Origin of the sequence: Bacteroides oleiciplenus YIT 12058 (assembly GCF_000315485.1) — a bacterium.
Classification (GTDB): Bacteria; Bacteroidota; Bacteroidia; order Bacteroidales; family Bacteroidaceae; genus Bacteroides; species Bacteroides oleiciplenus.
This window is the reverse complement of sequence record NZ_JH992943.1, coordinates 724,091-750,334: the sequence shown is the minus strand read 5'-3', so window position 1 is coordinate 750,334 and position 26,244 is coordinate 724,091. Positions and strand designations below refer to the sequence as shown.

Below are 26,244 nucleotides of genomic sequence, written 5' to 3'. Positions count from 1 at the left end.
ATAACTACCATGAAACTGAATGAACTTGCCTTGATTGGAGTAGCCGCAGCTACGGTTGTCAGCTGTGCTCCGGCAAAGAAAGAGTACGCATCTTATGAGTTGTACCCCGTCCATTCGGGCAACCTTGCGGAAATGGAATATACTCCCGAAGTGACCAATTTTACGTTGTGGGCACCTACTGCCGATGAAGTACGTCTGATGTTGTTTGATGCGGGCGATGGTGGCCACGCTTATGAAACCATTTCGATGGAGCCTGATAAAGAAGGAACCTGGACCGCTAAGGTGGAGAAAGACCTGATGGGCAAATTCTATACGTTCAATGTGAAAATCAATGATAAATGGCTGGGCGACACTCCGGGCATCAATGCCAAAGCGGTGGGAGTGAATGGAAAGCGTGCCGCCATCATCGATATGAAGGCGACTGATCCTGAAGGTTGGGCGGCAGACAAACGTCCTGCACTGGCTTCTCCGGCAGATGCGATTATCTATGAAATGCATCACCGTGATTTCTCTATCGACCCTTCATCCGGTATTCAGAATAAAGGTAAATTCCTTGCTTTGACAGAAGAAGGCACATTGAGCCCCGAGAAACTGGCAACGGGTATCGACCATCTGAAAGAATTGGGTGTGACGCATGTGCATATTTTGCCATCTTATGATTATGCTTCCGTAGACGAAACCAAGTTGGACGAGAATAAATACAACTGGGGATATGATCCGCAGAACTATAACGTGCCCGACGGCTCGTATTCCACCGACCCCTATAATCCTTCCATCCGCATCAAAGAATTCAAGCAAATGGTGCAGGCTCTGCATAAAGCAGGCATCCGTGTGGTGCTGGATGTGGTGTACAACCATACCTTCAATACTTCCGAAAGTAACTTTGAGCGTACGGTTCCCGGTTATTTCTATCGCCAGATGCCGGACGGAAGTTTTGCAGATGCATCCGCTTGTGGCAATGAAACGGCAAGTAACCGGCCAATGATGCGGAAATATATGATAGAATCCGTATTGCACTGGTTGAACGAGTATCATCTTGACGGCTTCCGCTTCGACTTGATGGGCATCCACGATATCACAACTATGAATGAAATCCGCAAGGCAGCTACGGTGGTCGACCCGAGTATCATTATTTATGGTGAAGGTTGGGCGGCAAAAGCTCCCCAGATGCCGGAAGACTCGTTGGCTATGAAGGCGAATACTTACCGGATGCCGGGCATTGCCGCATTCTCTGATGAGATGCGCGATGGTTTGCGCGGCCCCTTCAATGATAATCATCAGGGAGCTTTCCTTGCAGGGGTTCCGGGTGGAGAAGAGAGTATCAAGTTCGGCATTGTCGGTGCTATCAAGCATCCGCAAGTGGATAATGATTCGGTGAACTATAGCAAGGCTTCTTGGGCGGAACAACCCACACAGATGATTAGTTACGTTTCCTGCCATGATGATATGTGTCTGGTGGACAGGCTGAATGCAAGTGTGCCGGGTATTACGCCGCAGGAATTGGCTAAGTTGGATAAGCTGGCACAGACAGCAGTGTTCACTTCACAAGGCATTCCTTTCATACAAGCCGGTGAAGAAGTGATGCGCGATAAGAAGGGTGTGCATAATAGCTATGAAAGTCCCGATTCTATCAACGCTATTGACTGGAAGCGCAAAGCCGAACATGCGGATGTATTTGCTTATTATAAGGGATTGATACAGTTGCGTAAAAACCATCCGGCTTTTCGTATGGGCAATGCGGATCTGGTGCGCAAGCATTTGGAGTTTCTTCCGGTAGAGGGAAGCAATCTGATAGCTTACCGCTTAAAAGAAAATGCCAATGGCGATGCTTGGGAAGACATTATTGTGGCGTTGAACTCGCGCAAGGAGCCGGCTAAATTGGCTGTTCCCGAAGGGAAGTATACGGTGGTTTGCAAGGATGGTTTCATCAGTGAAAATGGATTGGGCACGCTTTACGGTTCGGAAGTGATAGTTCCGGCACAATCTGCCTTGATTATCTATAAATAAAAGATAGACTGCATTTCGCACCGGCTGTTACGGGACCGGTAGCATATAATTGTCGCCCCTACAAGTTTGGTAACCTGTAGGGGCGATCATTATTTGCCCGGGATACATAGAAGGGTTTCGGGCGCTTATATTACAGTTTGTGTTATTCTTTAGCGATACCCGGTTTTCAGGTTACTCTGTTTATATTCGCTAATTCAAGTTCATATATTCTGGCGGGCCTATCGCTATTATCCTTTTTAATATTGGTCCGTTTTTTACATAAATCTTATGTTATTTATATTTTTGCTCTTGGGAAGAAATTGTCAGATAAGTGTACACACCACAACCGACATACCTCCAATAAAGGTAGCCGTTTACGGAAACGATTATTGCACTTACGAGCGTAAGCCAATATCTTTTAATGAGTGTTTTGCCCATCCTTTCTAATATGTTATTGATACATGTCTTTTACTAAAACAGATTTCTCTGGGAAATTGTTTCCCAATATATGGATTATTTTTCATATGGGTTGCTTAAAAATAGGAGAATTGATTAAACTACCACTCATTTTAGGTAATTAAAGGGAAAACTTGGTATCTTTGCGGCACATTACTAAGCAAAATACGTCTAAAATGATGCAACCATATACTATATGTCTGACGGGAGGTGTAGCCCGTAATCCGCTTGTTCGTTTGGCCGCACCCGTTTCAGCTTCTTTTCCGGCAGATGAACATATTGCTATCGTCGGTCCTAACGGTTCCGGTAAAAGTCTCCTGGTAGATATGCTTATAGGCAAGTACCCGTTGAAGGAAGGAACTCTGACATATGACTTTTCTCCCTCTGCCTCACAGGCGGTTTATGACAATATCAAATACCTTGCTTTTCGTGACACATACGGTTCGGCCGATGCCAATTACTATTATCAACAACGCTGGAATACCCATGACCATGACGATGTGCCGTTGGTCAGCGATATGCTTGGAGAAGTAAAGAATGAGGTGCTGAAGCAGGAACTTTTCGAATTGTTCCGCATTGAACCGATGCTGGACAAACCGATGATTCTCCTTTCCAGTGGTGAACTCCGTAAGTTTCAGTTGGTGAAGGCTTTGCTGACTGCTCCCCGCATTCTTATTATGGATAATCCTTTCATCGGCCTGGATGCACAAACCCGTGAGTTGCTGAATACTTTGTTGGAAAGTTTGGCAAAACGCTCTGCCGTGCAACTGATTCTTGTACTTTCCATGATGGACGATGTACCCTCTTATATAAATAAAGTGTTGCCGGTAGCCAATCGAATGGTGGGACAAATGATGCTACGCGATCAATATCTTACTATATTCCAGAATGCGGATGTACCTGCCCCTGAGGACTTGCAACAACGCATTATTGATTTGCCTTACGATAACACCAACTATGTTTCAGATGAAGTGGTGAAACTGAATAAGGTAAGCATCCGCTATGGCGACCGCACCATTCTGAAAGAGTTGGACTGGTCGGTGATGCGCGGGCAGAAGTGGGCATTGAGCGGTGAGAATGGTGCGGGAAAATCAACTCTTCTCAGTCTTGTCTGTGCAGATAATCCTCAATCGTATGCATGCGACATCAGCTTGTTCGGAAGGAAACGGGGTACGGGCGAGAGTATTTGGGAGATAAAGAAACATATCGGATATGTCAGTCCCGAGATGCACCGTGCTTATCTGAAAAACCTGCCGGCTATTGAAATCGTAGCTTCCGGTTTGCACGATAGCATCGGATTGTATAAACGTCCGAAAGCTGAGCAAATGTCCATCTGTGAATGGTGGATGGATATTTTCGGTATTGCCGGTTTGAAGGATAAACCTTTCCTGCAATTGTCCAGTGGTGAACAACGTCTGGCACTCCTGGCACGTGCTTTTGTGAAGGACCCGGAATTGCTGATACTGGATGAACCGCTTCACGGACTGGATACTTATAACCGCCGCCGTGTGAAGAAGATAATTGAGGCGTTCTGCCGTCGTCAGGATAAAACAATGATTATGGTTACCCACTATGAAAGGGAACTTCCGGCTACGATAACCGACCGACTATTTTTAAAACGTAACCACTAATATCTGGCCTGAATAATGAGGAAACTGTTACTTCTTTTTTTGATACCTTGCTTTTTTATCTCCTGCAATGGGGGAAAGATGTCGTCTGCCACTGTCGAAAAGTCGCAGATAAAACCTGATTCTTTCGCAATTGGGCTGACTCTATTCAAAAAAGGAAGAACACTTGCCTATAATCCTTCAAAAGTAGACAGTATGCTATTTTATATGCGGCTGGCTGAAAGCTTCTTCAGGAATGAAGAGGATAAAGCACAGGTAAACCGTTATGTCGGCACTGTTTATGTGGCGAGGAATGAACTGGATAAGGCTGTTGTTTACTTCCTGAGAGCCAGCCGTATGGCAAAAGAATGGCAGTATGGTCTTCTCTGCCAGAATGTGGCGAATGCCTATATCACATCCGGACGCTACAGGGAAGGGATATCGCTTATGGACTCTATGAGGAAGAATATGGATGACCGTCGTGTGGTGCCTTATTATCATTTGGCAAAAGGAAACTTGTGGGCGGGTATTCACGAATATGATTCGGCTGTTATCAGCTACCGCATTGCAGCTACTTCATTGAACCGTTGGGTGGCTACCGCTGCCTCCCGGCGATTGCAATATCTGTATTCTTCCCAAGGAAAAGATGAACAGGCTTTTAAAGCAGCAATCTCGGCTGATGAACAGCTTATGAAAGAGTTGCAAAGGGAAGAGGGGATCGAGAGTCGGACGATGTATGAAAAAGCAAAGTTGGAGAATGAGCTGAATCATCTAAAAATAGATAAACAGAGGCGGGAGATAGGATTGCTGACTTTGGGACTTTGCTGTGCAATAGCGTTTGCAGTGGTCTATATTGTCTGGCAGCGTCGCAAAAGACAGATGTATAAACAACTCTGGCGGGAACAATCCTTACGATTAAAGCAAACCGAACAGCTATTGACACAATCAGAGGAGCTGAATGAACTGCGTGAAAAGGAGAGTTTACTTCGTGAGTCACTTTTCCGCCGTATGAAATCATTTCATAAAATTCCTTCTCTGGAGAAAGAGGAACCATCGGAAGGAGAAGATGGTGACATCCAGAACCGTCGTATAGCATTGTCCGACGAAGAGTGGGAAGATATACGCCAGACGGTGGATGGAAGTTATGAGAAATTCTCCGTGCGTCTGCGGGAAGCTTTTCCGGGGTTAAATATGAAAGATGTCTATTTCTGTTGTTTGGTGAAAATCAATGTTAGTATTAAGGACTTATCTGATATATATTGTATTAGTCGTACTTCGATTAGTAGGAAGAAGCAACGGATGAAACGGGACAAACTGGGATTAACGGAGAACAATGAGACCTTGGATGATTTCTTGCGCCGTTTTTAAGGTTTTGTCTATAGTAATTCAAAATAATTAAATGGTAATTTGTTTATAATTAATGGATTAGTGCGAAAGTGCTTTGCTGGTTTTGTCTATATGATTATTTGCCTATTCCTCTCTATACACCTACCTTTGTCTTATTGTTTCACACGAAAAAATAAGAATCATGAAAAACAAGCAATTGAAAAGAACAGGATGTATGGCAGGGCTGATGTTCGTTTTATGTCTGAGTTCCTGTACAAATGAGGGACGTAAAACTTATGCGCTGGATACGCAGCCGGTAGTCGGTTCGGTAGAAATGGTAAATGGAGATTCCGTATGGGTTTGTGATCTTGCAGCCATAAAAGATACCGCAATACTCCCGTTGAGTTGTTTTGCAGAAGAACTACAGATTGTGAAGTTGGACAATCGGGATGAAGCGTTAGTGCCTGTGCGGAATGTGGTAATATCCGATAATTATATGATGGTATGGGGCAAAGACCAGACACCTTTTAAACTTTTCGATAAATCCGGCAAATTCCTTTGCAACGTCGGTTCTGTGGGACAAGGGCCCGGTGAATATAAAATGATATATGACGCTCAGATAGATGAGAACGGTGGACGCATCTATTTACTTCCCTGGAATGCGCGGTCTCTGTTGGCTTATGATATGAAGGGACAGCCCGTGCAGAATATTCCGTTGCCTACTTTGGTGCCGAAAGGCGTTTTTAAAGCGAATACAAAAGATTCTTTGCTTTCCATATTTCTTTTACCTTTCGAGTATTTACCTAATGTGGCCTGGACACAGAAGTTCAATGGAGAAATTGTGGATACCATACCTTCACGGCATTTGGCTGTAAAACCGGATTTCAGTAACGAGGTATATAGTAATAAGAATGGTACAGACTTTGATGTTTCTCTCTTTGTGTTCTGGGGACGTCGCCCGGATAGCCTTTATCATTATGCCAATGGGCGTCTGACTCCTCGTTTCACTATGAATTTTGGCAATAGAGAGATTCCTATCCATGATTACAAAGAACTGCCACATCATTTTCTGGGAAGTACGTCAGTGGAAAAGCAAGTTGATGAAAGAAATTTCACAACCGAAGTTCCTGTTGATTTCGTCATAGACAAGCGAACCTTGAAAGGTGCTTTCTATAAGGTGGAGAATGACTATTTGGGAAATATGCCTATACAGTGGTTTCCGTACAATTGTTCAAACGGCTATTATGCAGCTAATATGGAGCCGGCTACATTGAAAGAAATGCTTGAAAAATATCTGGCGGAGACAACGGATATTCCTACAACCGACCGGGAACGTATGCAAAAGCTGGTAGATAGCATTCAGGAAAATGATAATAACTACGTTCTGTATGCCAAATTAAGATAAGGAATGAAACACTTACTCTATATTATATTATTCTCTCTATTGTGCCTCTCTGCCTGCAAACCGCGGGCAGAGAAGGGACAACAGGGCGAAACAGATACCCTGTCTGTAGCAGATACCCGGAAAGTGATAACGGATGTTCCTTTGGTAGAAGGTAGTGTAACGCTGAAAGAGGAGGATTTCGGACAACTGATAGAACTGACCGGCAGGCATCAGATTTTGGATGAGGAAGGTCCCATCTTTAAAATGGCAGAACCGGAGATGCTGGTTAGGGACGGATACTTCCTGTTGCAGAACCGTCCTGCCGTTTCATATACCCGCCGTTCAGACGGAACAGTTGAGGTGGTGAGACCAGATGATGAGGGACTGAACTGTTTCTTTCATTGGTATCGTTTGCCGGATTTCAGCTATATCACTTCTTTCGGAATGGGAGGGAATGGACCCAATGAATTTAACTTTCCGCATCTTGTGCCTTCTTGTGCATCCGTTGATGGTACATATCTATATGAAACCACTGCTATGCAGTTGTATGAAACGGATACAGTGGGTAATCTGAAACCTTGTCCTTTTACTTTCAAGTCGATGAAAGGTACCTCTTATTCAGACCGTCAGATATGTGTGGCTTCCCTGGATACTTTCTATTATGTAGATAATATCCCCCGGGGAAAAGCTATAATTCGTACCGTTTATCAAGGAGATAGTTTGCAGACAGAACAAATCTATAATCTGGCATTCAGTAAGAAACATCGCTCTTGGAGCCCGTATATAGGTGATTTTATTGTTTCTCCTTCTGGTAATCGCATGGTATATGCTTATAAGTATTTCCGTAAGGTACTGGTGATGGATAAATCCGCCCAGACCGTGCGGGATATTAATTTCGAAGCTGATGGTGTGGAGGCTAAGAATGACGTACTTACATTAGGACCGGATAATATAACCTATTATTGGGGAATATCCGCTACGGATGATTACTTCTTCCTGACTTACAGCGGACGTACTCCCATCCAAGTGACACGCGAAAATGGTAAAGGCGATGGATATATCTTCGTGGAACAATACGACTGGGGTGGTAATCCGGTAGCACGATATAAGCTTGATCATTGGGGCAGGGTTATATCGGATGGGGAACAACTGTATCAGGTTTGTTACATGTACGATGATCCGCTTTTCCTCTACACATTACCTGGAAAGAAATAAGAGAAACAGAAACGGTTGCTATATTTATAATTTTATTATATTTGCAGCCGTTATGGCGAAGTATATACTTTTATTTTGCGTATTGTTAGGTGTATTCCTCATATCCGGATTTGAATCAGTATCCGATGGCATGAAGGAACACAAGGAATTTTGCGCCATAGATTTACAGCAAACAGAAACGCAGTGCAACTTCTCTAAAGCAGATACGGAGCAATGTAGAAAGATTATTTATGGCGGGGAATATACAGACAGAGCCATTGGTAATGTAGTTACTTCAATTTCACGCTGTAACCTCCCTTCTTCACAACTTCTAAGATTCAACACTTCCTCCGTTATTGCTAAAATAGTTAAATCCTTAAAAGTTTCCCTTCTCGAAGAAAAAAGAATATCTTTTCCGTCTTGCATATCTCTAACTCAATATTCCAGTAGATACTATGTTTATGCGCTAAGGCATATCATTATTTAAATCCTTTCTTTTATAAGACAGTCCTATGTCTTATCCTTTCTCTTTACTTCAATTCATATGTATTTCTATCATAGAGAATAGCCGGAAGGTCATGTCTTTACTGTAGAGTATATATGTGATTTATGTACTAATAATCAATATATAATGGATTTTCTATTGGATTTTATTCTCCACATTGACCAATATATGATAAGCATAGTACAGGAATATCATACCTGGGCTTATGTAATATTGTTCATAATTATTTTCTGCGAAACCGGATTAGTCGTTACTCCTTTTCTACCGGGAGATTCTTTGCTTTTTGTGGGCGGAGCCATAGCTGCATTGCCCGGAATGCCGCTTGACGTGAATATTCTTGTTTTGGTATTGTTTCTGGCAGCCGTGTTGGGAGACTCTTGCAATTACATGATAGGACATTTCTTCGGGAGTAAGCTTTCTAACAATCCTGATTCCAGGATATTCAAACAGAGTTATCTGGATAAAACGCATGACTTTTACAAGAAATATGGTGGCAAGACTATCATAATAGCCAGATTTGTACCCATTGTCCGCACCTTTGCTCCATTTGTGGCGGGGATGGGTAAGATGCACTATTACTATTTCATGATGTACAACCTGATAGGAGGTGCCTTTTGGGTTGCGATTTTCTGTTATGCCGGATATTTCTTTGGAGACCTTCCGTTTGTGCAAGAGAATCTTAAGTTACTGATTGTAGCAATTATCGTTATTTCCATATTGCCTGCCGTTATAGAAGTGATACGGGCAAAACTTAAATAATTAAATATATTTATTCTTATGAAAAATTCTTTTTTTAGTCGTTTTACTCCAAAAGAACCTAAGTTCTTTCCTCTGTTGAAACAATTATCTGAGATTTTGTCTGCATCTTCCGCTCTTCTGGTGGAGAGCCTGCAACATGATATACCGGAGAAACGGGCAGATTACTATAAGCAAATTAAAGACCTTGAACGTGAGGGGGATAAGCTGACTCATTTAATTCTGGATGAACTGGGCACCACTTTCATTACTCCTTTCGACCGGGAAGATATTCATGCTTTGGCTTCGACTATGGATGATGTCATTGACGGAATAAATAGTAGTGCCAAGCGTATCACTATCTATAATCCCCGACCGATTTCCGATAGTGGAAAAGAACTGAGCCGCTTGATTCAGCAAGAGGCCGTTTATATTGGTAAAGCTATGGATGAACTTGAAACTTTCCGACAGAAACCGGCAGCGTTGCGTGGATATTGCAATAAACTGCATGATATAGAGAATCAGGCGGATGATGTATATGAGCTCTTTATCAAGAAACTTTTTGAAGAAGAAAAGGACTGCATTGAACTTATCAAGATTAAGGAAATTATGCACGAGCTGGAGAAGACAACCGATGCAGCAGAACATGTAGGCAAGATATTGAAGAATCTGATTGTAAAATACGCATAGTAAAAGAAGGCAAGACCATGGAATTATTAGTAATAATTATTATTCTGGCTCTGATATTCGACTATATCAATGGCTTTCACGATGCGGCGAATTCAATAGCTACCATTGTATCGACCAAGGTGCTCACTCCTTTTCAGGCGGTGATATGGGCGGCTTTCTTTAATTTCGTTGCATTTTTTATTGCCAAATATATAATTGGAGGCTTCGGTATAGCCAATACGGTATCTAAGACTGTGATGGAACAGTATATCACACTACCGATTATATTATCGGGGGTGATTGCAGCCATTACGTGGAACCTGTTTACCTGGTGGAGAGGCATTCCTTCATCTTCTTCCCATACGCTTATCGGTGGCTTTGCAGGAGCTGCCATTATGGCTCATGGTTTTGGTGCTATTCAAGTGAATATCATCTTGAAAATTGCCGCCTTCATATTCCTGGCTCCTTTGATAGGAATGGTAGTTGCTTTCGGATTTACATTGTTGGTACTCTATATTTGCCGTCGAGCACGTCCCAGTACTGCTGAGGTCTGGTTTAAGAAGCTGCAACTCGTATCTTCTGCCTTATTCAGTATAGGGCATGGACTGAATGACTCTCAGAAAGTAATGGGTATTATAGCTGCTGCCATGATAGCCGCTCACTCGCAAGGTTTGGGAATGGGAATCAATAGCATTAATGACTTGCCTGACTGGGTAGCATTTTCATGTTTCACGGCCATTTCACTTGGAACCATGTCTGGCGGGTGGAAGATTGTAAAGACAATGGGCACCAGAATCACTAAAGTCACACCTCTGGAAGGTGTCATTGCGGAGACAGCCGGTGCTTTTACATTATATCTCACGGAGTTTCTAAAGATTCCGGTCAGCACTACGCATACAATTACCGGAGCCATTATCGGAGTAGGTGCTACAAAACGACTTTCTGCCGTCCGTTGGGGAGTGACGAAGAGCCTGATGACGGCCTGGGTGCTGACCATTCCGGTGAGTGGTCTTTTGGCAGCTGGAGTTTATTGGATTATTTCTTTGTTTTCCTGAATCGGATACAAATAACAATTAGTTAATAATCAATGTTATGAATTGGAATTCACATCAATTTGAAGTGTTAGACTGGGCTATTATCATTGTCGGTGTAGCACTTGTGGCATGGTTTGTTTGCCGTGCCATTCGGAGGAGTAAGGCTACTAAGTCAGGCGGCGAAACAAGTGACGATTACTTCCTTTCCGGACGTAATGAAACATGGTTTACCATTGGTGCTGCTATCTTTGCGGCAAACATTGGTTCGGAACATCTTGTGGGACTGGCCGGCGCAGGTGCCGAGACCGGTTTAGGCATGGCCCATTGGGAGATGCAGGGCTGGATGATTCTTGTTCTCGGATGGTTTTTCGTCCCGTTCTATGAGCATAGTAGAATTTTTACCATGCCGGAATTTCTGAGCCGCCGCTTTACACGCAACACAAGTTCGGCACTTTCACTCATCACCCTTGTCAGCTATGTATTGACTAAGGTTTCTGTGACAGCCATTACCGGGGGGATCTTTTTTGAAGGTTTGCTCGGGTTGCCTTTCTGGTATGGGGCACTCGGTTTAGTATTGCTGACGGGAGTTTTCACCATCTTCGGAGGTATGAAAGGAGTAATGACAATCTCCGCTATTCAGACTCCTATCCTGATTATCGGTGCTTTCCTGGTGTTGTTTCTCGGATTGCACGCTTTGGGCAGCGGGTCCATTGTAGATGGATGGAATGCTATGCTAGCTCATGCTCAGAGTTTGAATAAGGGGGTAGATGGAACCAGTCATGGTATTAATCACTTGATGCACTTTGAAGAAAGCGATCCTCTTTATGGGCGTTTCCCTGGTTTCGGAGTATTTATAGGCGCTGCTATCATTGGTTTCTGGTATTGGTGTACTGACCAGCATATTGTTCAGCGGGTACTTGCAGCCAGAAATATGAATGAAGCCCGCAAGGGAACCATCTTTGCAGGTTATCTGAAAATACTTCCCGTTTTCATGTTCCTCATTCCTGGTATGGTTGCTGCTGCTTTGTATGCACGTCCCGACTTTGCTGCGTTGATGAGTAATGCAGAAGGGGAAATGGTGACAGATGAGGCTTTTAGTGCTATGGTACGGTATGTGTTACCTGTCGGTGTGAAAGGTATCGTAACTATCGGTTTTATTTCTGCTTTGGTCACTTCACTGGCTGCGCACTTTAATTCTTCTGCCACTCTTTTCACTATTGACTTTTATAAGCATTATCATCCGGAAGCATCTGAACAGAAGTTGGTATGGATGGGACGTATGGCTACCTTGGCGGTTGTTATATTCGGTGTGGCATGGATTCCCGTCATGCAGATGATGGGTAAGAGCCTTTACGGTATCCTTCAGGAAATGCAGTCACTGATTGCTCCGGCTATTGCTGCTGTATTTATTCTGGGAGTATTTACCAGGAAGGTGACTCCGAAAGCGGGTGAAATAGGTCTTATCGTTGGTTTCTTGATAGGTATGGCCCGACTGGCTATTATGGCTGTTTACCCGGCGAAAGTGGGAAGTTCTGATTTTCTGGATTATCCGGCGTTTATTCAGCACTTCCTGGGTATCAACTGGTTGTGGTTCGAAATCTATTTGCTTATTTTCACAATGCTTCTGATGGTTACTATCAGCTTCTTTACCAAACAAGCCAGTGAAGAAAAGCTTAAAGGTATCACGTTCCTCACCCAAAGTCCCGAACAAAAGGCAGCTACGCGAGCCAGTTGGACTAAGATGGATGTAATCACTTCGTTAGGAGTGGTATTAATTTGTATCCTCTTTTATATCTATTTCTGGTAAACAAGCTCTTTTTAACTGATGTAATCCTTTTCAGAAATCCTTCATAGAGTATCGGATAAAGTGCGGTGTAAAGCCGAACAGTTTATCTGGTATTCTGATGGTTTTCTTCGGATAGGATAATCGTTATCGGGAAGTGTGAAATAAGCCTTAATTTTACGATAAAAATGTATTCTTTTAAAAGATAATTACTACGTTTGCAGCCATTGTGATGAAGTACATCTATTGCATATTATTCGGTGCACTTTTAATGTTAGGATTCCATTATACTCCTGAACAAAAAGTGCAAGAGCTTCGACCTGAAACAGAGGTTGTTGCTGTAGTCATGCAGTCTTGTACCCGGTTGAATCAGAGTGCATCTGTGACTGCCTCCGAGCAATCATATAAAGGTGGTCATTCTTTTGATAACGAAGTGTCCGACTATGAAATTAGTGATGGTCTTTTAGGCGACTTGTTTTCTTTCAGAAATACTACCGCTCCTTCGAAGACATTGAGATTTAATACTGCCACAACGATGCAGATGCTTTGTCTTGCAGATACTCAACTTCCGGAGAATAAATGGAAGGGGCTTTCACCGGACACTAATTACATTAAATATTCTAATGGATATTATCTTTATACATTAGGTCATCTTCTTATTTGAATCCTATTCTTTTCCGCTTTTTGATAGGGTAGAAAGCATGTTACATTCTTCTTAGCTTTTCCTCTATCAGTTCATTTTTCTTTATTATTTCTTATTTAATTTCATGCTGACATGGAAAACAAAAAATGTATTTCCTACGGCTTGGAGCATGAAGTGGGTGTCATTATATCACGTTGTTATCAATGTGGTAAGTGTACGGCAGGGTGCGTTTTAGCGGAAGAAATGGATTTCTCTCCTAGTTATCTGGTGCGTTTGCTCCAGACGAGAACCCCTGGAAATGACAGTCGTGTACTCAGTTCCAATGCTATCTGGATTTGTTTGAATTGTGAGAATTGCATAGCCCGGTGTCCTAAAGAAATAGACATTCCGAAGGCAATGGATTATTTGCGGGAACAAGCTCGCCACCGAAGGTGCATCAATGAACAATCCCAACCTGTGGTTGCTTTTCACAGTGCTTTCCTCCAATCGGTGAAGTATACTGGAAGATTGTATGAAATAGGTTTGGTAGCCGGATTCAAGGCACGTACTTTTCGTGTACTGCAAGATGTGAATCTGGTTCCCTCTATGTTGACTAAAGGGAAGTTGAATCTTCTGCCGGAATGTATCAAGAACAGGCAAAAGATGAAGAAGATATTTTCTCAAACCATTGAAAAAAGGAAAAATAGAAAAGTATGAGAATAGGTTTCTATCCGGGATGTTCACTGAATGGCACTTCCTGTGAATACAATGAGTCGGTGAAAGCCATAGGGAAAGCAATGGGAATAGATTTGGCGGAAATACAAGACTGGAACTGTTGTGGAGCTACTGCGGCACACTCCATGAATAAGGAGTTGTCTTTGTCCCTGCCCATCCGTGTGCTGGCTCTGGCTGAAAAGCAGGGCTTTGAGGAAATTGTAGTTCCCTGTGCTTCTTGTTACAATCGTTTGAGTGTGGCACAACATGAGTTGGCAAACAATGAAGAAATAAAAGATACTATTCTGACAGTTGTGGGTTTGCCTTATCTAGGCACTGTCAAAGTGCTGAATGTGCTCCAGTTTATAGAGAAATATATTATGGATACATTGCCTGATAAGATAGTGCGTCCGTTTGTTCATCAGGTGGCTTGTTACTACGGTTGTTTGCTACTTCGCCCATATAAGATTCTAAAATTTGACCGATTGGAAGATCCTCAAAGTATGGATAAACTGATGTCTCTGTTAGGTGCTAAGCCTATCGACTGGGCTTTTAAAACCGAGTGCTGCGGTGCAGGCTTATCCGTATCGCGTACGGATTTGGTCGGACGTCTCTCCGGAAATATCCTGAAAGATGCTAGTGACCGGGGGGCGGAAGCTGTGATTGTGGCTTGCCCGATGTGTCATTCCAATCTGGATATGCGTCGTTCTGTCATCAACCGATATTTGACGAAACCGATAACAATACCTGTACTTTATATAACCCAGGTGTTGGGATTGGCAATCGGACTTTCACCCAAAGAATTGGGATTAGAACGTCATTTTGTGATTGTAAACTTAAAAGAGGCTGAGCTATGTCAAGAATAGGAGTTTTTATATGCCATTGCGGAGAAAACATCGGTGCTACTGTTGATTGCGCAAAAGTTGCCGGGGCTGCTGCGGATATGGAAGGAGTGGCATGTGCGGTTGACTATAAATATATGTGCTCGGACCCTGGACAGACTATTATAAAAAATGCCATCAAAGAGCATGGGCTGGATGGTGTTGTTGTCGGAGCATGTTCTCCCCGCATGCATGAGCCTACTTTCCGCCGGGCATGTGCCGAGGCGGGGTTGAACCCTTATCTTTGCGAAATAGCCAATATTCGTGAACATTGTTCGTGGGTACATGATAAAGGAGAAGCAACCACTCGTAAGGCTATCGACCTTGTGAAAAGCCTGGTTGAGAAGGTTAAACGAAATCGTCCCTTGAATCCCATACAAGTCCCTGTTACAAAGAAAGCTTTGGTAATAGGTGGTGGAATTGCAGGTATCCAGGCTAGTTTGGATATTGCTAATTGTGGTTATCAGGTGATTCTGATAGAAAAGGAGCCCTCAATTGGCGGGCATATGTCGCAATTATCGGAAACGTTTCCTACTTTGGATTGTTCGCAATGTATTTTGACTCCGCGTATGGTTGAAGTTGCTCAGCACCCAAATATTAAGCTATATACCTATGCTGAACTGGAGAATCTGGAAGGTTTTATAGGTAATTTCAAAGCTAATATCCGTCTGAAAGCGAAGAGTATTGACGAGAAACTATGTACGGGTTGCGGGCTATGCACAACGAAATGTCCTACAAAGAAAATACCGAGCGAATTCAATGCTGGACTGGGTATGCGAACAGCTATTTATGTTCCGTTTCCGCAGGCCGTTCCTAATAAACCGGTGATTGATCGGGGGCATTGTACTCATTTCCGTACAGGAAGATGCGGAGTTTGTGAGAAGACGTGCCCGACAGGAGCTATACGTTTTGACCAGCAAGACCGCATTATGACAGAAGAAGTAGGGGCTATTGTTGTCACTACGGGATTTAATGTACTGAATACGGATTTCTTTCCTGAATATGGTTATGGCAAATATATGGATGTCATTACTGGAATCCAATTCGAACGGCTGGCTTCGGCATCCGGTCCGACCTTGGGAGAAATACGCCGTCCTTCAGATGGCAAGGTGCCTAAGAAGATTGTTTTTGTGGCTTGTGCCGGTTCGCGCGATCCGGCTAAGGGAATTCCTTATTGTTCCAAAATATGTTGTATGTACACTGCCAAACACGCCATGCTTTATCAGCATAAAGTACACGATGGTGAATCTTATGTCTTCTATATGGATATCCGTGCAGGAGGCAAGAATTATGAAGAATTTGTTCGTCGAGCTATTGAAGAGGATGGTGTAAACTATATACGAGGCCGCGTGGCACGGATTTACGAGAAAGAAGGAAAATTGATTGTAAAAGGAGTAGATACCTTACTCAGCGCTTCTCCGGTTGAGATTGAAGCTGATATGGTAATATTGGCTACGGCAGGAGTGGCAAATAAGGGAGCAGAAGAACTGGCTCAGAAGATGCATATTTCCTACGATCCTTACCAGTTCTTTGCAGAAGCACATCCGAAGTTGAAACCGGTGGAAACAAATACTGCCGGTATCTTCCTGGCGGGAGCTTGCCAGGCACCGAAAGATATTCCTGAAACTGTCGGAATGGCATCAGGCGCAGCTGTGAAGGTGGCTGGTTTATTTTCGCAAGCCAATCTGGTGCGCGAACCGATGATTGCTGTTGTCAACCGTACGGCTCCTCCCGTATTTAGTACGTGCGTGGGATGTTTTATGTGCCAGACTGTCTGTCCTTATCAGGCTATCGAGCGAGAAGAAATAAAAGACCGGACGGGTAAAGTGTTGAAAACAGTTGCTAAAGTGAATCCGGGGCTCTGTCAGGGGTGCGGAACTTGTGTTGCTTTTTGTCGTTCCAAGTCTATCGATATACAAGGATACTCCAATGAACAGGTTTATGCCGAAGTTATGGCTCTGTTGAACAATTAAAAAGAAGCAAGTTATGAATGAGAATAAATCTGAATTTGAACCGAAAATAGTTGCTTTTGTCTGCAACTGGTGTACTTATGCAGGGGCTGATTTGACCGGGACAAGCCGTTTGAAGTATGCGACTAATGTGGAAATAGTACGTTTCCCCTGTACGGGTAGAATTGATTTTATGCTGTTACTGAAAGCCTTTGCTGGTGGAGCAGATGGCATCATAGTATCCGGTTGTCATCCGAATGATTGCCATTACACATCTGGCAATTTTCATGCCCGCCGCCGTTGGATCGTCTTTCGTGGATTACTTGATTTTCTGGGTATCGATATTCGGAGAATCTGTTATTCCTGGGTGTCGGCTGCCGAGGGAGCGAAGTGGGCGGAATTGGTAAATCAGACAGTTGCCAATATACGGGAGTTAGGTCCTTACGAAGAATATAAAAAAGCAACCGAATATCTGGAACAGGAGGTGGCTCATGAATAATTTGGTAGAAAAAGTAAAATCACTCTTCGCTGAAGGCACTGTAAAACTGGCTATTGGCTTTGAGAAGGGCAATCATGGAGCACGCCCATTCTTTTGTAGGAATATGGAGGATGCAGGCAGGTTGATCTGGGATGAGTATTGTCCGAATAATCTGGCAGTCTATCTGACTAAACTGGAGTTATTGGGCGCAGATAGCGTTGCGCTGGTAGCCAATCTTCCGGCGTTGCGCACTATCCTGCAATTAGCTTCGGAGAATCAGTTGAAGCAAAACCAATGGATAATCCTTACACAAGATGCTCAGGGAGAAATTGTTCAATTTGGTAACTTCGAAGATATTCAGATCTATATGGCTGATTATCTTGCAACTATGAGTGCTGACAACCGTCTTCTTATAGAAAAGCTACAAAGCATGACGCAGGAAGACCGTTGGCAATACTGGCTTCATGAAATGTCAAAGTGTATAAAATGTTATGCCTGCCGTGCTGCTTGTCCATTATGTTATTGCAATAGGTGCATTGTCGAAGTGAACTGTCCTCAATGGATACAAGCATGGTCGGCTCCGTTGACTAACATGGAATGGCAGATAAACCGGGTGATGCATATGGCCGGACGTTGTGTGGAATGTGGAGCATGTGCACAAGCTTGTCCGGTAGGTATTCCCATTCATTTGTTGACGTTGAGTATGGCAGAAGTCATCCGGGATGAGTTCGGAAAACAACCGGGAGATACTGGAGGTAAAGGTAATGTACTTGCCACTTTCAGAGTGGAAGATAAAGAAAATTTCATACGCTAATGGAAACAATGACTAATTTACATATCAGTAAGTATGCTTTGGAAGAGTGGCTTCGACAGATGGTATGCAGCAAGACAAAAGTATTTGCACCTGTACGCAACGGAAAAAAAGTCGATTTTCAATCGCTGGCTTTTGATGATAAAGTAGCCGATGACTATGTGCAAACTACCCAATCGGTGAAATGCTTTGCTTTCCCGAAAGCAGAAAAGTTATTCTCTTATCGGAAAGAAGGGAAAGACATAGTCTTGAAAGAAAACGACTCAAGAGACTTGCCGGAGATTGTTCTTTGGAAAGTGCGCCCCTGTGATGCGGCAGGTTTTGCTCCGCTCACCGCTGTGTTTAACTGGGATTACAAAGATGATATATACAATGTACGTCGGTCTAAAATGACTTTGATTAGTTTTAGTTGCGCACAGTGTGATGATTCCTGTTTTTGTACTTCTGTTCACGGAGGTCCGGGAAACACAGAAGGAAGTGACATACAGATTACGGAATTGCCCGATCAAAGCGCCTTGCTAGAGGTGCTGACTTCTAAAGGCCAATCGCTGATTGAGAAATTTGTGAAAGCCCCCGTACTAGCTGAGGGAATAGATAAAGAGAAATATTTAGCATCCGTACCTGTCCGTTTTCCTCTCGATCGACTCCATGAAAAGCTGGAAGGTGCTTTTGACAGTCCCGTCTGGAAACAACAGTCCGAACGCTGTCTGGGATGTGGTGCCTGTGCATTTGTTTGTCCCACTTGCGCCTGTTTTGATATTCAGGAAGATGCCCGGGGAAGTTCCGGCAACCGGATTCGTTGCTGGGATTCCTGTGGATTTTCATTATTTACGCAGCATACATCCGGACATAATCCCCGGTCTACCCAAAGTACCCGTTGGAGGCAACGCATCCTGCATAAGTTTTTGTATATGCCAGAGCGTATAAATGAAACAGGCTGTACCGGATGCGGGCGTTGTTCCCGTGCTTGTCCGGTTGATATGAACATACTTGAACATTTAATGTCGATAGCAAATCATGGATAGACAGGAATATTCCCTTTATCTTCCTTACAGGATGATAATTGAAAAAATAACGAACGAAGCTCCCGGAGTTAAGACTTTCCGGTTGAAGTTCAAGGACGAGCAGGAAGGAGAAGAGTTCCACTTCAAGGCCGGACAGTTTGGTGAATATTCTTCGTTTGGCGACGGGGAATCTACGTTCTGCATAGCTTCTTCCCCTACGCGCAAAGGGTATATAGAATGTACTTTCCGGGAAGCGGGAAGGGTAACTATGGGACTGTCCAGACTGGAAGAAGGATCTACTATCGGCTTCCGAGGGCCTTTCGGCAATACTTTCCCTATAGATGAGTGGAAAGGAAAGAATCTGCTATTCGTAGCGGGCGGAATCGCGTTGCCCCCTATGCGGTGTGTAATATGGAATGCCTTGGATTTACGTGAGAACTTTAATGATATCACCATTGTCTACGGAGCGAAGTCCGTAGGCGATTTAGTCTATAAGGAAGAACTGAAAGAATGGGATAATCGTCCGGATGTCCGTTTGATTACTACGGTCGATCCGGGTGGAGAAACTCCCGACTGGAAAGGACAGGTGGGCTTCGTGCCCTCTGTTTTGGAGGAGGTTGCACCCGATAGCACCAATACGATTGTTGTGGTGTGTGGTCCTCCGGTAATGATTAAATTTACTTTTCCTGTACTGGAAAAGCTCGGTTTCAGAGATGAAAACATTTACACCACTTTAGAGAACCGGATGAAATGTGGAGTAGGTAAGTGCGGTCGGTGTAATGTAGGGAAGTTGTACGTCTGTAAAGACGGTCCTGTGTTTACGAAAGCTCAGTTGAATGATATTCCCCCTGAATATTGATTCCATAATCCATAATTATAATAATTTCTTTCCGTTGTGAAACGGAAAAAGCTGTGCGGAAGCAAAATACGTACCGAAGTGATTTCAGGCAAAGTGTATTTACTAACTGGTTCCGTATAGGATGAGGAAAGCCCAATGGGAAGTAATTTTCATGTGTGTGTCTAATAATGGTTTCGCCATTGGGCCCTTTTCCTCTTTATCAGGATAAAACTGTATAAACAGAAAACATTTTACTAGACTATCTGTTCTTAATATTATATGCTTGCAATTTGTTTGAATTGCAGCCCAATCACTTTAATCACAAAAAACTGTTTATGCCATGAAGTTTTTTATTGACACTGCAAATTTAGATCAGATTCGGGAAGCCTATGATATGGGCGTTCTTGATGGAGTGACAACCAATCCTTCGCTAATGGCGAAAGAAGGTATCAAAGGAGTCGAAAATCAGCGGAAACACTATGTAGAAATCTGTAACATCGTACAAGGCGACGTCAGTGCCGAGGTGATCGCTACGGATTATGAAGGCATGATTAAGGAAGGCGAAGAACTTGCTGCGCTCAATCCTCATATTGTAGTAAAAGTGCCCTGCATTGCCGAAGGTATCAAGGCTATCAAATATTTCACATCCAAAGGTATTCGTACCAACTGCACACTTGTTTTTTCCGTAGGACAGGCATTATTGGCTGCTAAAGCAGGGGCTACTTATGTATCTCCCTTCGTGGGACGTTTGGATGACATTTGTGAAGATGGTATCGCACTGGTAGGTAAAATTGTAGAAATGTATCGTTACTATGGTTATACCACCCAGGTTCTTGCAGCTTCCATTCGTAGCACGGCACACATCGTGCAATGTATTGAAGTGGGCTCCGATGTGGCAACCTGCCCGCTTTCTGCTATTAAAGGTCTACTTAATCATCCGTTGACGGATTCCGGACTGAAAAAGTTCCTCGAAGACTATAAACGTGTAAACGGATAATAAAAAATACTCTATAAGCCTATCTTTCACGGATTTCTTGAATAATATTGGCGAAAAATAGAATAAAACAACTATTTTTGTGCTCAATATGAATATAAAATGAGAAAAAGCTGATGAAAGAAAGGCTTATTGGGTTGATAAAGACGTATATCCTCTTCGTCTGTATCTTCATACTGCAGAAACCGTTATTTATACTTTACTACAGTTCTTTGTATGCAAATACTTCTTGGACAGACACTTTTCAGGTTATCTGGAATGGTTTGCCTCTCGACCTCTCACTTGCCGGATATTTAACGGCTATTCCAGGATTACTTTTCATCGCTTCCGCCTGGACGCTTTCCAGTACACTTCGTCGCATTTGGAACGGTTATTATCTCTTCATTTCTATTCTACTTGCTGTTATTTTCATTGTTGATTTAGGCTTATATGAATATTGGGGTTTCCGTCTGGATGCTACACCGCTTTTTTATTTCTTCTCTTCTCCTAAAGATGCACTGGCAAGTATTAGTATATGGCAGGTGATGGGTGGAATTGTTGCCATGATTTTATATGCATCATTACTATATGTTATTTTTCTTTGGATACAAAGAGGCATATGGAGGAGAATGAAACTGCCTTACCGCCGTTTGTCAGTATCGGGTGTGATGTTATTACTTACCGGCTTGCTTTTTATTCCAATCCGTGGCGGTTTCACTGTTTCTACGATGAATACGGGTAAAGTCTATTTCAGTCCTAACCTGCGCTTGAACCATGCAGCTATTAATCCGGCTTTCAGCCTGATGGAGTCTCTTTCAAAACAAAAAGATTTCGGCAAACAATACCGCTTTATGGAACCAGCGCAAGCGGATGAGCTAATGAAGAAACTGGCAGACCCGATGGTTTTGGATAGCGCGGCCGCCATTCCAGATACTTTGCGTACGGCTTTGTTCAAGACGGAACGTCCGAATGTGATATTAGTCATACTGGAAAGTTTTTCTTCCAGATTGATGAGCACCTTGGGTGGTGAACCGGATATTGCCATCCAAATGGATAGCCTGGCAAAAGGAGGAGTACTCTTTACGAACTTCTATGCCAACAGTTTCCGTACAGACCGTGGTCTGGTGGCTATTTTAAGTGGCTATCCCGCACAACCTACGACAAGTATCATGAAGTATCCCCGCAAGACACAGAATCTTCCCGCTATTGCAGGTAGTTTGCGCAATGCCGGATACCAAACAAAATACTATTACGGTGGTGATGCTGACTTTACTAATATGCGCTCTTACCTGATGTCTTCAGGCTTTGATGCTATTGTTTCCGATGAAGATTTTCCTGTATCAGAGCGTTTGAGCAAATGGGGAGCCCATGACCACCTTGTTTTCAATCGTCTTCTGGAAGACTTGAAAGCGGAGGCTACAGATAGTGTTGCCACAGATAACGCCCGGCCTTTCTTTCGGACATTGCAGACTTCCAGTAGTCATGAGCCTTTTGAAGTCCCTTACCGTCGTTTGGCGAATGACCGTCTGAACGCTTTTGCTTATACGGATAGTTGTGTAGGCGATTTTGTGAAGCGTTTCCGCGAATTACCGCAATGGAAGAACACGGTGATGGTACTGGTACCAGATCATGTGGGTGCGTATCCCGAATACTTGGATAATATGACGATAAGCCGCTATCAGGTACCTTTGTTATTGGTGGGCGGTGCCATCAGTAAGCCAAGGCGCATTGATATTTATGGTTCCCAGCACGATATTGCGGCTACGTTGTTGGCGCAGTTGTCGTTGCCCCATCAGGAATTTATGTTCAGTAAGGATATGCTTAATCCTGCTTCTCCCCACTTTGCTTTCTTCGCAGTTCCGGATGCTTTCGGTATGGTGACACCGGATAATCAGTTGATATTTAACTGTGAAGCCAATGCCGTAGCACTGGATGAGGGTAGTACGAAAGGGAAGAACCTTCTTCCGGGCAAGGCCTATCTGCAGAAATTATACGATGATATAGCAAAACGATAAAATAAGGCAAAATTATGATATCAGAAATTTTGAATGAGGTAGTCAACATAGATACCAATATATTTCTTTCTATCAACCGGATGCACAGTCCGTTCTTTGATTATTTCATGAGTACTTTTAGCGGTAAATGGATTTGGGTACCTATGTATGCTGCTATCTGGTATGTGATGCTGCGCAATTTCCATTGGAAAGTGACATTGTTTTGCATGATTGCCCTGGCACTCGTCATTACTATTGCCGACCAAACAGGAGCAACATTGATACGTCCGTATGTGGAGCGTCTTCGTCCTGCCAATCTGGAAAATCCGATTTCCGACGCAGTACATATTGTAAACGGATACCGTGGTGGTCGCTACGGCTTTCCATCCTGCCATGCTGCCAACACCTTCGGACTGGCATTCTTCGTTTGGTTCCTTTTCCGGAAGCGATGGCTCACTGTGTTCATTATGGGTTGGGCGTTGCTTACTTGTTATTCGCGTATTTATTTAGGTGTGCATTATCCGGGCGACCTTCTGGCAGGTGCAATTATAGGTCTGATTGCAGCATATTTGGTATATCGCATTTTCATGAAAGTGAGCGGCTATAAAACCATGAAAAAAGTACCGCATATCAATGCGCCTATATTAATAGGTGGACTGACAATAGTGGGAATACTGATATACTCCACGGTCATGGTGTTGTAGAGATTATTATATTTATTTTTTAGAATTGATAATTTACCGTTGCCATTACCTCTCGTGGACGTATGTTTAGCCGTGAAGTATAGCTTTGCGTAGCCGAATAGGTGGTATAAGCATATTTTTTCTTATTGAACAGATTATTGAGGTTGGCTTCAAACCGCCATTTCTTCGTTTTGTATATAAGAGATGCATCTGCAAATACAGTATTTAGATGTGTTCCTCCACCCAAGTCATTCCGGTAGTGCTCACCGGAGAGACATAAATCTACTTGTCCGATGCTGAACGTAAGTCGTAATCGTTGTACAAAATCCAGTAGTGGAGTGAGGCGGGTATTACTGCCTATTTTGCTGCCACCATAACCTAGTGTAGCATGGTATTCCGCTTCAAAAATTTCAGTAGGGGACCAAATTAGTTTAGGCTCTGCTTTTAAGTAATCGTAGCGATAAATTTGCAGAAGGCTTTGTGGATTGCCATCACTTCCTGGCAGAGAGGTGAGTTGCTCTCCATTGCTACGGCTGAGTAGTATGGTGAGGGAGGTTTTTAGATGCCAGTCATATATGCCTTTGGATAAAGTGCTACTGAGAGTCCAGCTATCGGTATGATTCGGCTGCTCGCGGCGCTTGTAGAGGATGGCATCTTCTGAAACGCTTTGTTCGAGAAGCGTATTTCGGTTGCTGCGGCTGTAGGTCAATGAAGCGGTGATGAAGAATTCTTGCACGGTGTTTTTATACTCTCCATAAAGGTTGTAGGTTTGCTGAGTACTGGTAGGGAAAAGACCGTTTCCGTTTCGCCAGGTGCGGTAATCGGTTTGATAGAGTCCGGGATATAGGTCGGTGATGTCTCCTGCTGAGCGTTTCAGACTACCATAAAAGGAAAACTTCCAGTGATAATCCAACTGATAACGTGCGTACAAGGAAGGGTTGAAGAAAAGGAAAGAACGTTGCTGCGAGAAGTATCGCTGGGCTTTTAGAGGTAGAGAAAGACTTGATAACCATTTTCCACGGTTTAGTTGGAAGTAAGGAGTGAGGTATAGGGATAAGTTGGAAGCGTTGAAATCTGCGGGCTGTGCTGCTGGGGTATATTCCATTGCTGCCCACTCTCCTTGTACTCCTACCTTATATTGTTGGGTGAAACCATTATACTTCTTTAGATAAGCTGCACTGTTATCCATATAAAAGCTGTGTTGATCGAACTTACTTTTCCCTTTTTCAAGCAAGAGTGACGTAGGCTGATAAGCATATCGCGTAGCCGAAAGAAACTCCCATGTCCCGCTTTCCCTATTCTGGATGAGGTTAAAGAAATTGCCTGCATTCAGTTGCGAAGTCCGTATTGTCTGCCGGAGTTCTTCCGAACGGCCTTGGTTTATTTCTCCATCCACGGTGAAGCGGTTGGATATATAGTTCCGACTATTATTATCTTCATAGCGCAGTTCCAGGTTTGCTGCATCGCTTATCAGTCGGTAATGGTACGTTTCATCAATTCGTACGGTGTCAGTCGGTTGATAATAGATTTGTGTATTTCCGCGTTGCTGACGGATCAGATCGTGTGTATATCCGGCTTGCAGCCGCAGGCTCCGGTCGTCGTTCCATTTGTACATCCGGTTTCCGTTCAGGATGTGTGTCTTGTTGAAGAGTAACCGCTTCTTGTCCAGTGGAGCACTGATGCCCAGCTGGGACAGGAAGGTGGAAAGAGGGATTTGTTGCCAGGCATCTCCTGCCAATACCATTTGCTCTGTACTGAGGTCTTTACCGTTATTATTCGTTTTATAATTATAGATGCTTTGCTTGCTTTTACCCAGTTGTAGCGCATTTAGCACGCCTTCCCACAGTGGCTTATTGTTGTCGTCGCTCCATCCTGCACCGAGTGTGGCGTTTGCTATCCATTGATCGCGGGCTTTCGGGTCCAGCTTCAGGTTCAAGGCTACTTCGTCCGAGTTAATCTTTCCTTTTAATGCTTTCACTGATTGATAATTCTCCATGATTTCCGCCGTCTTCACTGCTTTTGCATCCAGATTGTTATTGATCTGATTGTAGCGTCCGCCCGTCACGTCCATTCCTTCTACGAAGTAGTGGTTTATGGCTTTTCCTTTGTACTTCACCTGTCCGTTTTCATCTACGTCCACACCTGGAAGTTTCTTCAGTACATCCTTGATATGCACATCTTTGGATGAGGCGAATTGAGCCAAATCGTATCTTACAGTATCTTTTCGCGTATTGATGCGTCCGGGACGTATCTGCACTTCTTTCAATACGATGGCTTCCGATTGCAGGTTGAAGTTCTGAGCTCCGGCGGCATTGATGTTCCGTACTTCTCTTTTGTAGCCCAGTAAGGAGGCGCTAAGTTGCAATGTGCCGTTGTGTTTCCATGTCAGGCTATAGTATCCTTTTGCATCTGTCAGTGTATAGTCTATCATTGTATTTCCACGCATTACGCCGATCATGACTGCCTCCAGCGGTTGATTACTTTCTGCGTCTGTTACCATACCACTCAGCGTTTGAGCTTGCATAGAGTAGGAAAGACAAAGAAAAAACAGGAAACTTATAATATGGAGTACTTTATTCATAAACTAAAGTGATTGAAAGATATACTTACCTACATCC

The 26,244-nt window shown here is 43.5% G+C and carries 21 protein-coding genes; 20 read left to right on the top strand and 1 reads right to left on the bottom strand.

Annotated elements, in window-relative coordinates; all coding sequences use genetic code 11:
* Positions 1–9: 9 nt before the first annotated feature.
* The 20 genes from pulA to HMPREF9447_RS19235 all read left to right on the top strand — a co-directional run bounded on the left by pulA (position 10) and on the right by HMPREF9447_RS19235 (position 23,647).
* Positions 10–2,007 (top strand): type I pullulanase, encoded by a 1,998-nt coding sequence (gene pulA, locus HMPREF9447_RS19330; RefSeq protein ID WP_009131470.1) that lies wholly within the window; start codon positions 10–12, stop codon positions 2,005–2,007.
* A gap of 614 nt (positions 2,008–2,621) precedes the next feature.
* Positions 2,622–4,073, top strand: coding sequence for an ATP-binding cassette domain-containing protein (locus HMPREF9447_RS19325; RefSeq protein WP_044138468.1), 1,452 nt, complete (start codon positions 2,622–2,624; stop codon positions 4,071–4,073).
* A gap of 192 nt (positions 4,074–4,265) precedes the next feature.
* Positions 4,266–5,417 carry a tetratricopeptide repeat protein gene (locus tag HMPREF9447_RS19320; RefSeq protein ID WP_244267648.1) on the top strand — a complete coding sequence of 384 codons (1,152 nt, stop codon included), beginning with the start codon at positions 4,266–4,268 and terminating at the stop codon, positions 5,415–5,417.
* 160 nt (positions 5,418–5,577) lie between these two features.
* Positions 5,578–6,780, top strand: coding sequence for a 6-bladed beta-propeller (locus HMPREF9447_RS19315; protein ID WP_009131466.1), 1,203 nt, complete (start codon positions 5,578–5,580; stop codon positions 6,778–6,780).
* 3 nt (positions 6,781–6,783) lie between these two features.
* Positions 6,784–7,974 carry a BF3164 family lipoprotein gene (locus HMPREF9447_RS19310; RefSeq protein WP_009131465.1) on the top strand — a complete coding sequence of 397 codons (1,191 nt, stop codon included), beginning with the start codon at positions 6,784–6,786 and terminating at the stop codon, positions 7,972–7,974.
* 610 nt (positions 7,975–8,584) lie between these two features.
* A complete protein-coding gene (locus HMPREF9447_RS19305) occupies positions 8,585–9,217 on the top strand; it encodes a DedA family protein (protein ID WP_009131464.1) in 633 nt (210 codons plus the stop codon).
* 18 nt (positions 9,218–9,235) lie between these two features.
* On the top strand, positions 9,236–9,883 hold the full coding sequence (locus HMPREF9447_RS19300) for a DUF47 domain-containing protein (protein WP_009131463.1): 648 nt from the start codon (positions 9,236–9,238) through the stop codon (positions 9,881–9,883).
* A 17-nt stretch (positions 9,884–9,900) separates the two neighbouring features.
* Complete coding sequence (locus HMPREF9447_RS19295; protein ID WP_009131462.1) at positions 9,901–10,917, top strand: inorganic phosphate transporter; 1,017 nt, start codon at positions 9,901–9,903, stop codon at positions 10,915–10,917.
* A gap of 37 nt (positions 10,918–10,954) precedes the next feature.
* The gene (locus HMPREF9447_RS19290; RefSeq protein ID WP_009131461.1) at positions 10,955–12,703 is read left to right on the top strand and encodes a sodium:solute symporter; all 1,749 of its coding nucleotides are present in this window, start codon (positions 10,955–10,957) and stop codon (positions 12,701–12,703) included.
* Between the two features lie 208 nt (positions 12,704–12,911).
* Entirely contained in the window at positions 12,912–13,343 is a 432-nt protein-coding gene (locus HMPREF9447_RS19285) for a hypothetical protein (RefSeq protein ID WP_009131460.1), read from the top strand.
* A gap of 111 nt (positions 13,344–13,454) precedes the next feature.
* Entirely contained in the window at positions 13,455–14,018 is a 564-nt protein-coding gene (locus tag HMPREF9447_RS19280; RefSeq protein WP_009131459.1) for a 4Fe-4S dicluster domain-containing protein, read from the top strand.
* Entirely contained in the window at positions 14,015–14,881 is an 867-nt protein-coding gene (locus HMPREF9447_RS19275) for a CoB--CoM heterodisulfide reductase iron-sulfur subunit B family protein (RefSeq protein WP_009131458.1), read from the top strand. The genes HMPREF9447_RS19280 and HMPREF9447_RS19275 overlap by 4 nt, the downstream gene beginning before the upstream one ends.
* The gene (locus HMPREF9447_RS19270; protein ID WP_009131457.1) at positions 14,869–16,869 is read left to right on the top strand and encodes a CoB--CoM heterodisulfide reductase iron-sulfur subunit A family protein; all 2,001 of its coding nucleotides are present in this window, start codon (positions 14,869–14,871) and stop codon (positions 16,867–16,869) included. The genes HMPREF9447_RS19275 and HMPREF9447_RS19270 overlap by 13 nt, the downstream gene beginning before the upstream one ends.
* A 13-nt stretch (positions 16,870–16,882) precedes the next feature.
* Positions 16,883–17,344 carry a hydrogenase iron-sulfur subunit gene (locus HMPREF9447_RS19265; RefSeq protein WP_009131456.1) on the top strand — a complete coding sequence of 154 codons (462 nt, stop codon included), beginning with the start codon at positions 16,883–16,885 and terminating at the stop codon, positions 17,342–17,344.
* Positions 17,337–18,137 carry a 4Fe-4S binding protein gene (locus HMPREF9447_RS19260; RefSeq protein ID WP_009131455.1) on the top strand — a complete coding sequence of 267 codons (801 nt, stop codon included), beginning with the start codon at positions 17,337–17,339 and terminating at the stop codon, positions 18,135–18,137. The genes HMPREF9447_RS19265 and HMPREF9447_RS19260 overlap by 8 nt, the downstream gene beginning before the upstream one ends.
* Before the next feature lie 8 nt (positions 18,138–18,145).
* Positions 18,146–19,159 (top strand): 4Fe-4S dicluster domain-containing protein, encoded by a 1,014-nt coding sequence (locus HMPREF9447_RS19255; protein WP_044138467.1) that lies wholly within the window; start codon positions 18,146–18,148, stop codon positions 19,157–19,159.
* A complete protein-coding gene (locus HMPREF9447_RS19250) occupies positions 19,152–19,997 on the top strand; it encodes an FAD/NAD(P)-binding protein (RefSeq protein WP_009131453.1) in 846 nt (281 codons plus the stop codon). The genes HMPREF9447_RS19255 and HMPREF9447_RS19250 overlap by 8 nt, the downstream gene beginning before the upstream one ends.
* A 319-nt stretch (positions 19,998–20,316) precedes the next feature.
* Entirely contained in the window at positions 20,317–20,973 is a 657-nt protein-coding gene (fsa, locus tag HMPREF9447_RS19245) for a fructose-6-phosphate aldolase (protein WP_009131452.1), read from the top strand.
* A gap of 113 nt (positions 20,974–21,086) precedes the next feature.
* Positions 21,087–22,964 carry an LTA synthase family protein gene (locus tag HMPREF9447_RS19240; protein WP_009131451.1) on the top strand — a complete coding sequence of 626 codons (1,878 nt, stop codon included), beginning with the start codon at positions 21,087–21,089 and terminating at the stop codon, positions 22,962–22,964.
* A 14-nt stretch (positions 22,965–22,978) separates the two neighbouring features.
* Positions 22,979–23,647: a phosphatase PAP2 family protein gene (locus HMPREF9447_RS19235; RefSeq protein WP_009131450.1), complete on the top strand. Its 669-nt coding sequence runs from the start codon at positions 22,979–22,981 to the stop codon at positions 23,645–23,647.
* A 19-nt stretch (positions 23,648–23,666) separates the two neighbouring features.
* On the opposite strand, the gene HMPREF9447_RS19230 is transcribed toward HMPREF9447_RS19235, so the two are convergent.
* Entirely contained in the window at positions 23,667–26,207 is a 2,541-nt protein-coding gene (locus tag HMPREF9447_RS19230; protein ID WP_044138394.1) for a carboxypeptidase-like regulatory domain-containing protein, read from the bottom strand.
* Positions 26,208–26,244 lie beyond the last annotated feature (37 nt).

Bases quoted from the DNA above. Each gene is read 5' to 3' on its own strand.
- HMPREF9447_RS19280 (WP_009131459.1), top strand. From the start codon at position 13,455: ATGGAAAACAAAAAATGTATTTCCTACGGCTTGGAGCATGAAGTGGGT.
- HMPREF9447_RS19315 (WP_009131466.1), top strand. From the start codon at position 5,578: ATGAAAAACAAGCAATTGAAAAGAACAGGATGTATGGCAGGGCTGATG.
- HMPREF9447_RS19275 (WP_009131458.1), top strand. From the start codon at position 14,015: ATGAGAATAGGTTTCTATCCGGGATGTTCACTGAATGGCACTTCCTGT.
- HMPREF9447_RS19295 (WP_009131462.1), top strand. From the start codon at position 9,901: ATGGAATTATTAGTAATAATTATTATTCTGGCTCTGATATTCGACTAT.
- fsa (WP_009131452.1), top strand. From the start codon at position 20,317: ATGAAGTTTTTTATTGACACTGCAAATTTAGATCAGATTCGGGAAGCC.
- HMPREF9447_RS19265 (WP_009131456.1), top strand. From the start codon at position 16,883: ATGAATGAGAATAAATCTGAATTTGAACCGAAAATAGTTGCTTTTGTC.
- HMPREF9447_RS19230 (WP_044138394.1), bottom strand. From the start codon at position 26,207: ATGAATAAAGTACTCCATATTATAAGTTTCCTGTTTTTTCTTTGTCTT.
- HMPREF9447_RS19260 (WP_009131455.1), top strand. From the start codon at position 17,337: ATGAATAATTTGGTAGAAAAAGTAAAATCACTCTTCGCTGAAGGCACT.
- HMPREF9447_RS19305 (WP_009131464.1), top strand. From the start codon at position 8,585: ATGGATTTTCTATTGGATTTTATTCTCCACATTGACCAATATATGATA.
- HMPREF9447_RS19320 (WP_244267648.1), top strand. From the start codon at position 4,266: ATGCTATTTTATATGCGGCTGGCTGAAAGCTTCTTCAGGAATGAAGAG.
- HMPREF9447_RS19240 (WP_009131451.1), top strand. From the start codon at position 21,087: ATGAAAGAAAGGCTTATTGGGTTGATAAAGACGTATATCCTCTTCGTC.
- HMPREF9447_RS19285 (WP_009131460.1), top strand. From the start codon at position 12,912: ATGAAGTACATCTATTGCATATTATTCGGTGCACTTTTAATGTTAGGA.
- HMPREF9447_RS19270 (WP_009131457.1), top strand. From the start codon at position 14,869: ATGTCAAGAATAGGAGTTTTTATATGCCATTGCGGAGAAAACATCGGT.
- HMPREF9447_RS19290 (WP_009131461.1), top strand. From the start codon at position 10,955: ATGAATTGGAATTCACATCAATTTGAAGTGTTAGACTGGGCTATTATC.
- HMPREF9447_RS19250 (WP_009131453.1), top strand. From the start codon at position 19,152: ATGGATAGACAGGAATATTCCCTTTATCTTCCTTACAGGATGATAATT.
- HMPREF9447_RS19255 (WP_044138467.1), top strand. From the start codon at position 18,146: ATGACTAATTTACATATCAGTAAGTATGCTTTGGAAGAGTGGCTTCGA.
- HMPREF9447_RS19325 (WP_044138468.1), top strand. From the start codon at position 2,622: ATGCAACCATATACTATATGTCTGACGGGAGGTGTAGCCCGTAATCCG.
- HMPREF9447_RS19235 (WP_009131450.1), top strand. From the start codon at position 22,979: ATGATATCAGAAATTTTGAATGAGGTAGTCAACATAGATACCAATATA.
- HMPREF9447_RS19310 (WP_009131465.1), top strand. From the start codon at position 6,784: ATGAAACACTTACTCTATATTATATTATTCTCTCTATTGTGCCTCTCT.
- HMPREF9447_RS19300 (WP_009131463.1), top strand. From the start codon at position 9,236: ATGAAAAATTCTTTTTTTAGTCGTTTTACTCCAAAAGAACCTAAGTTC.
- pulA (WP_009131470.1), top strand. From the start codon at position 10: ATGAAACTGAATGAACTTGCCTTGATTGGAGTAGCCGCAGCTACGGTT.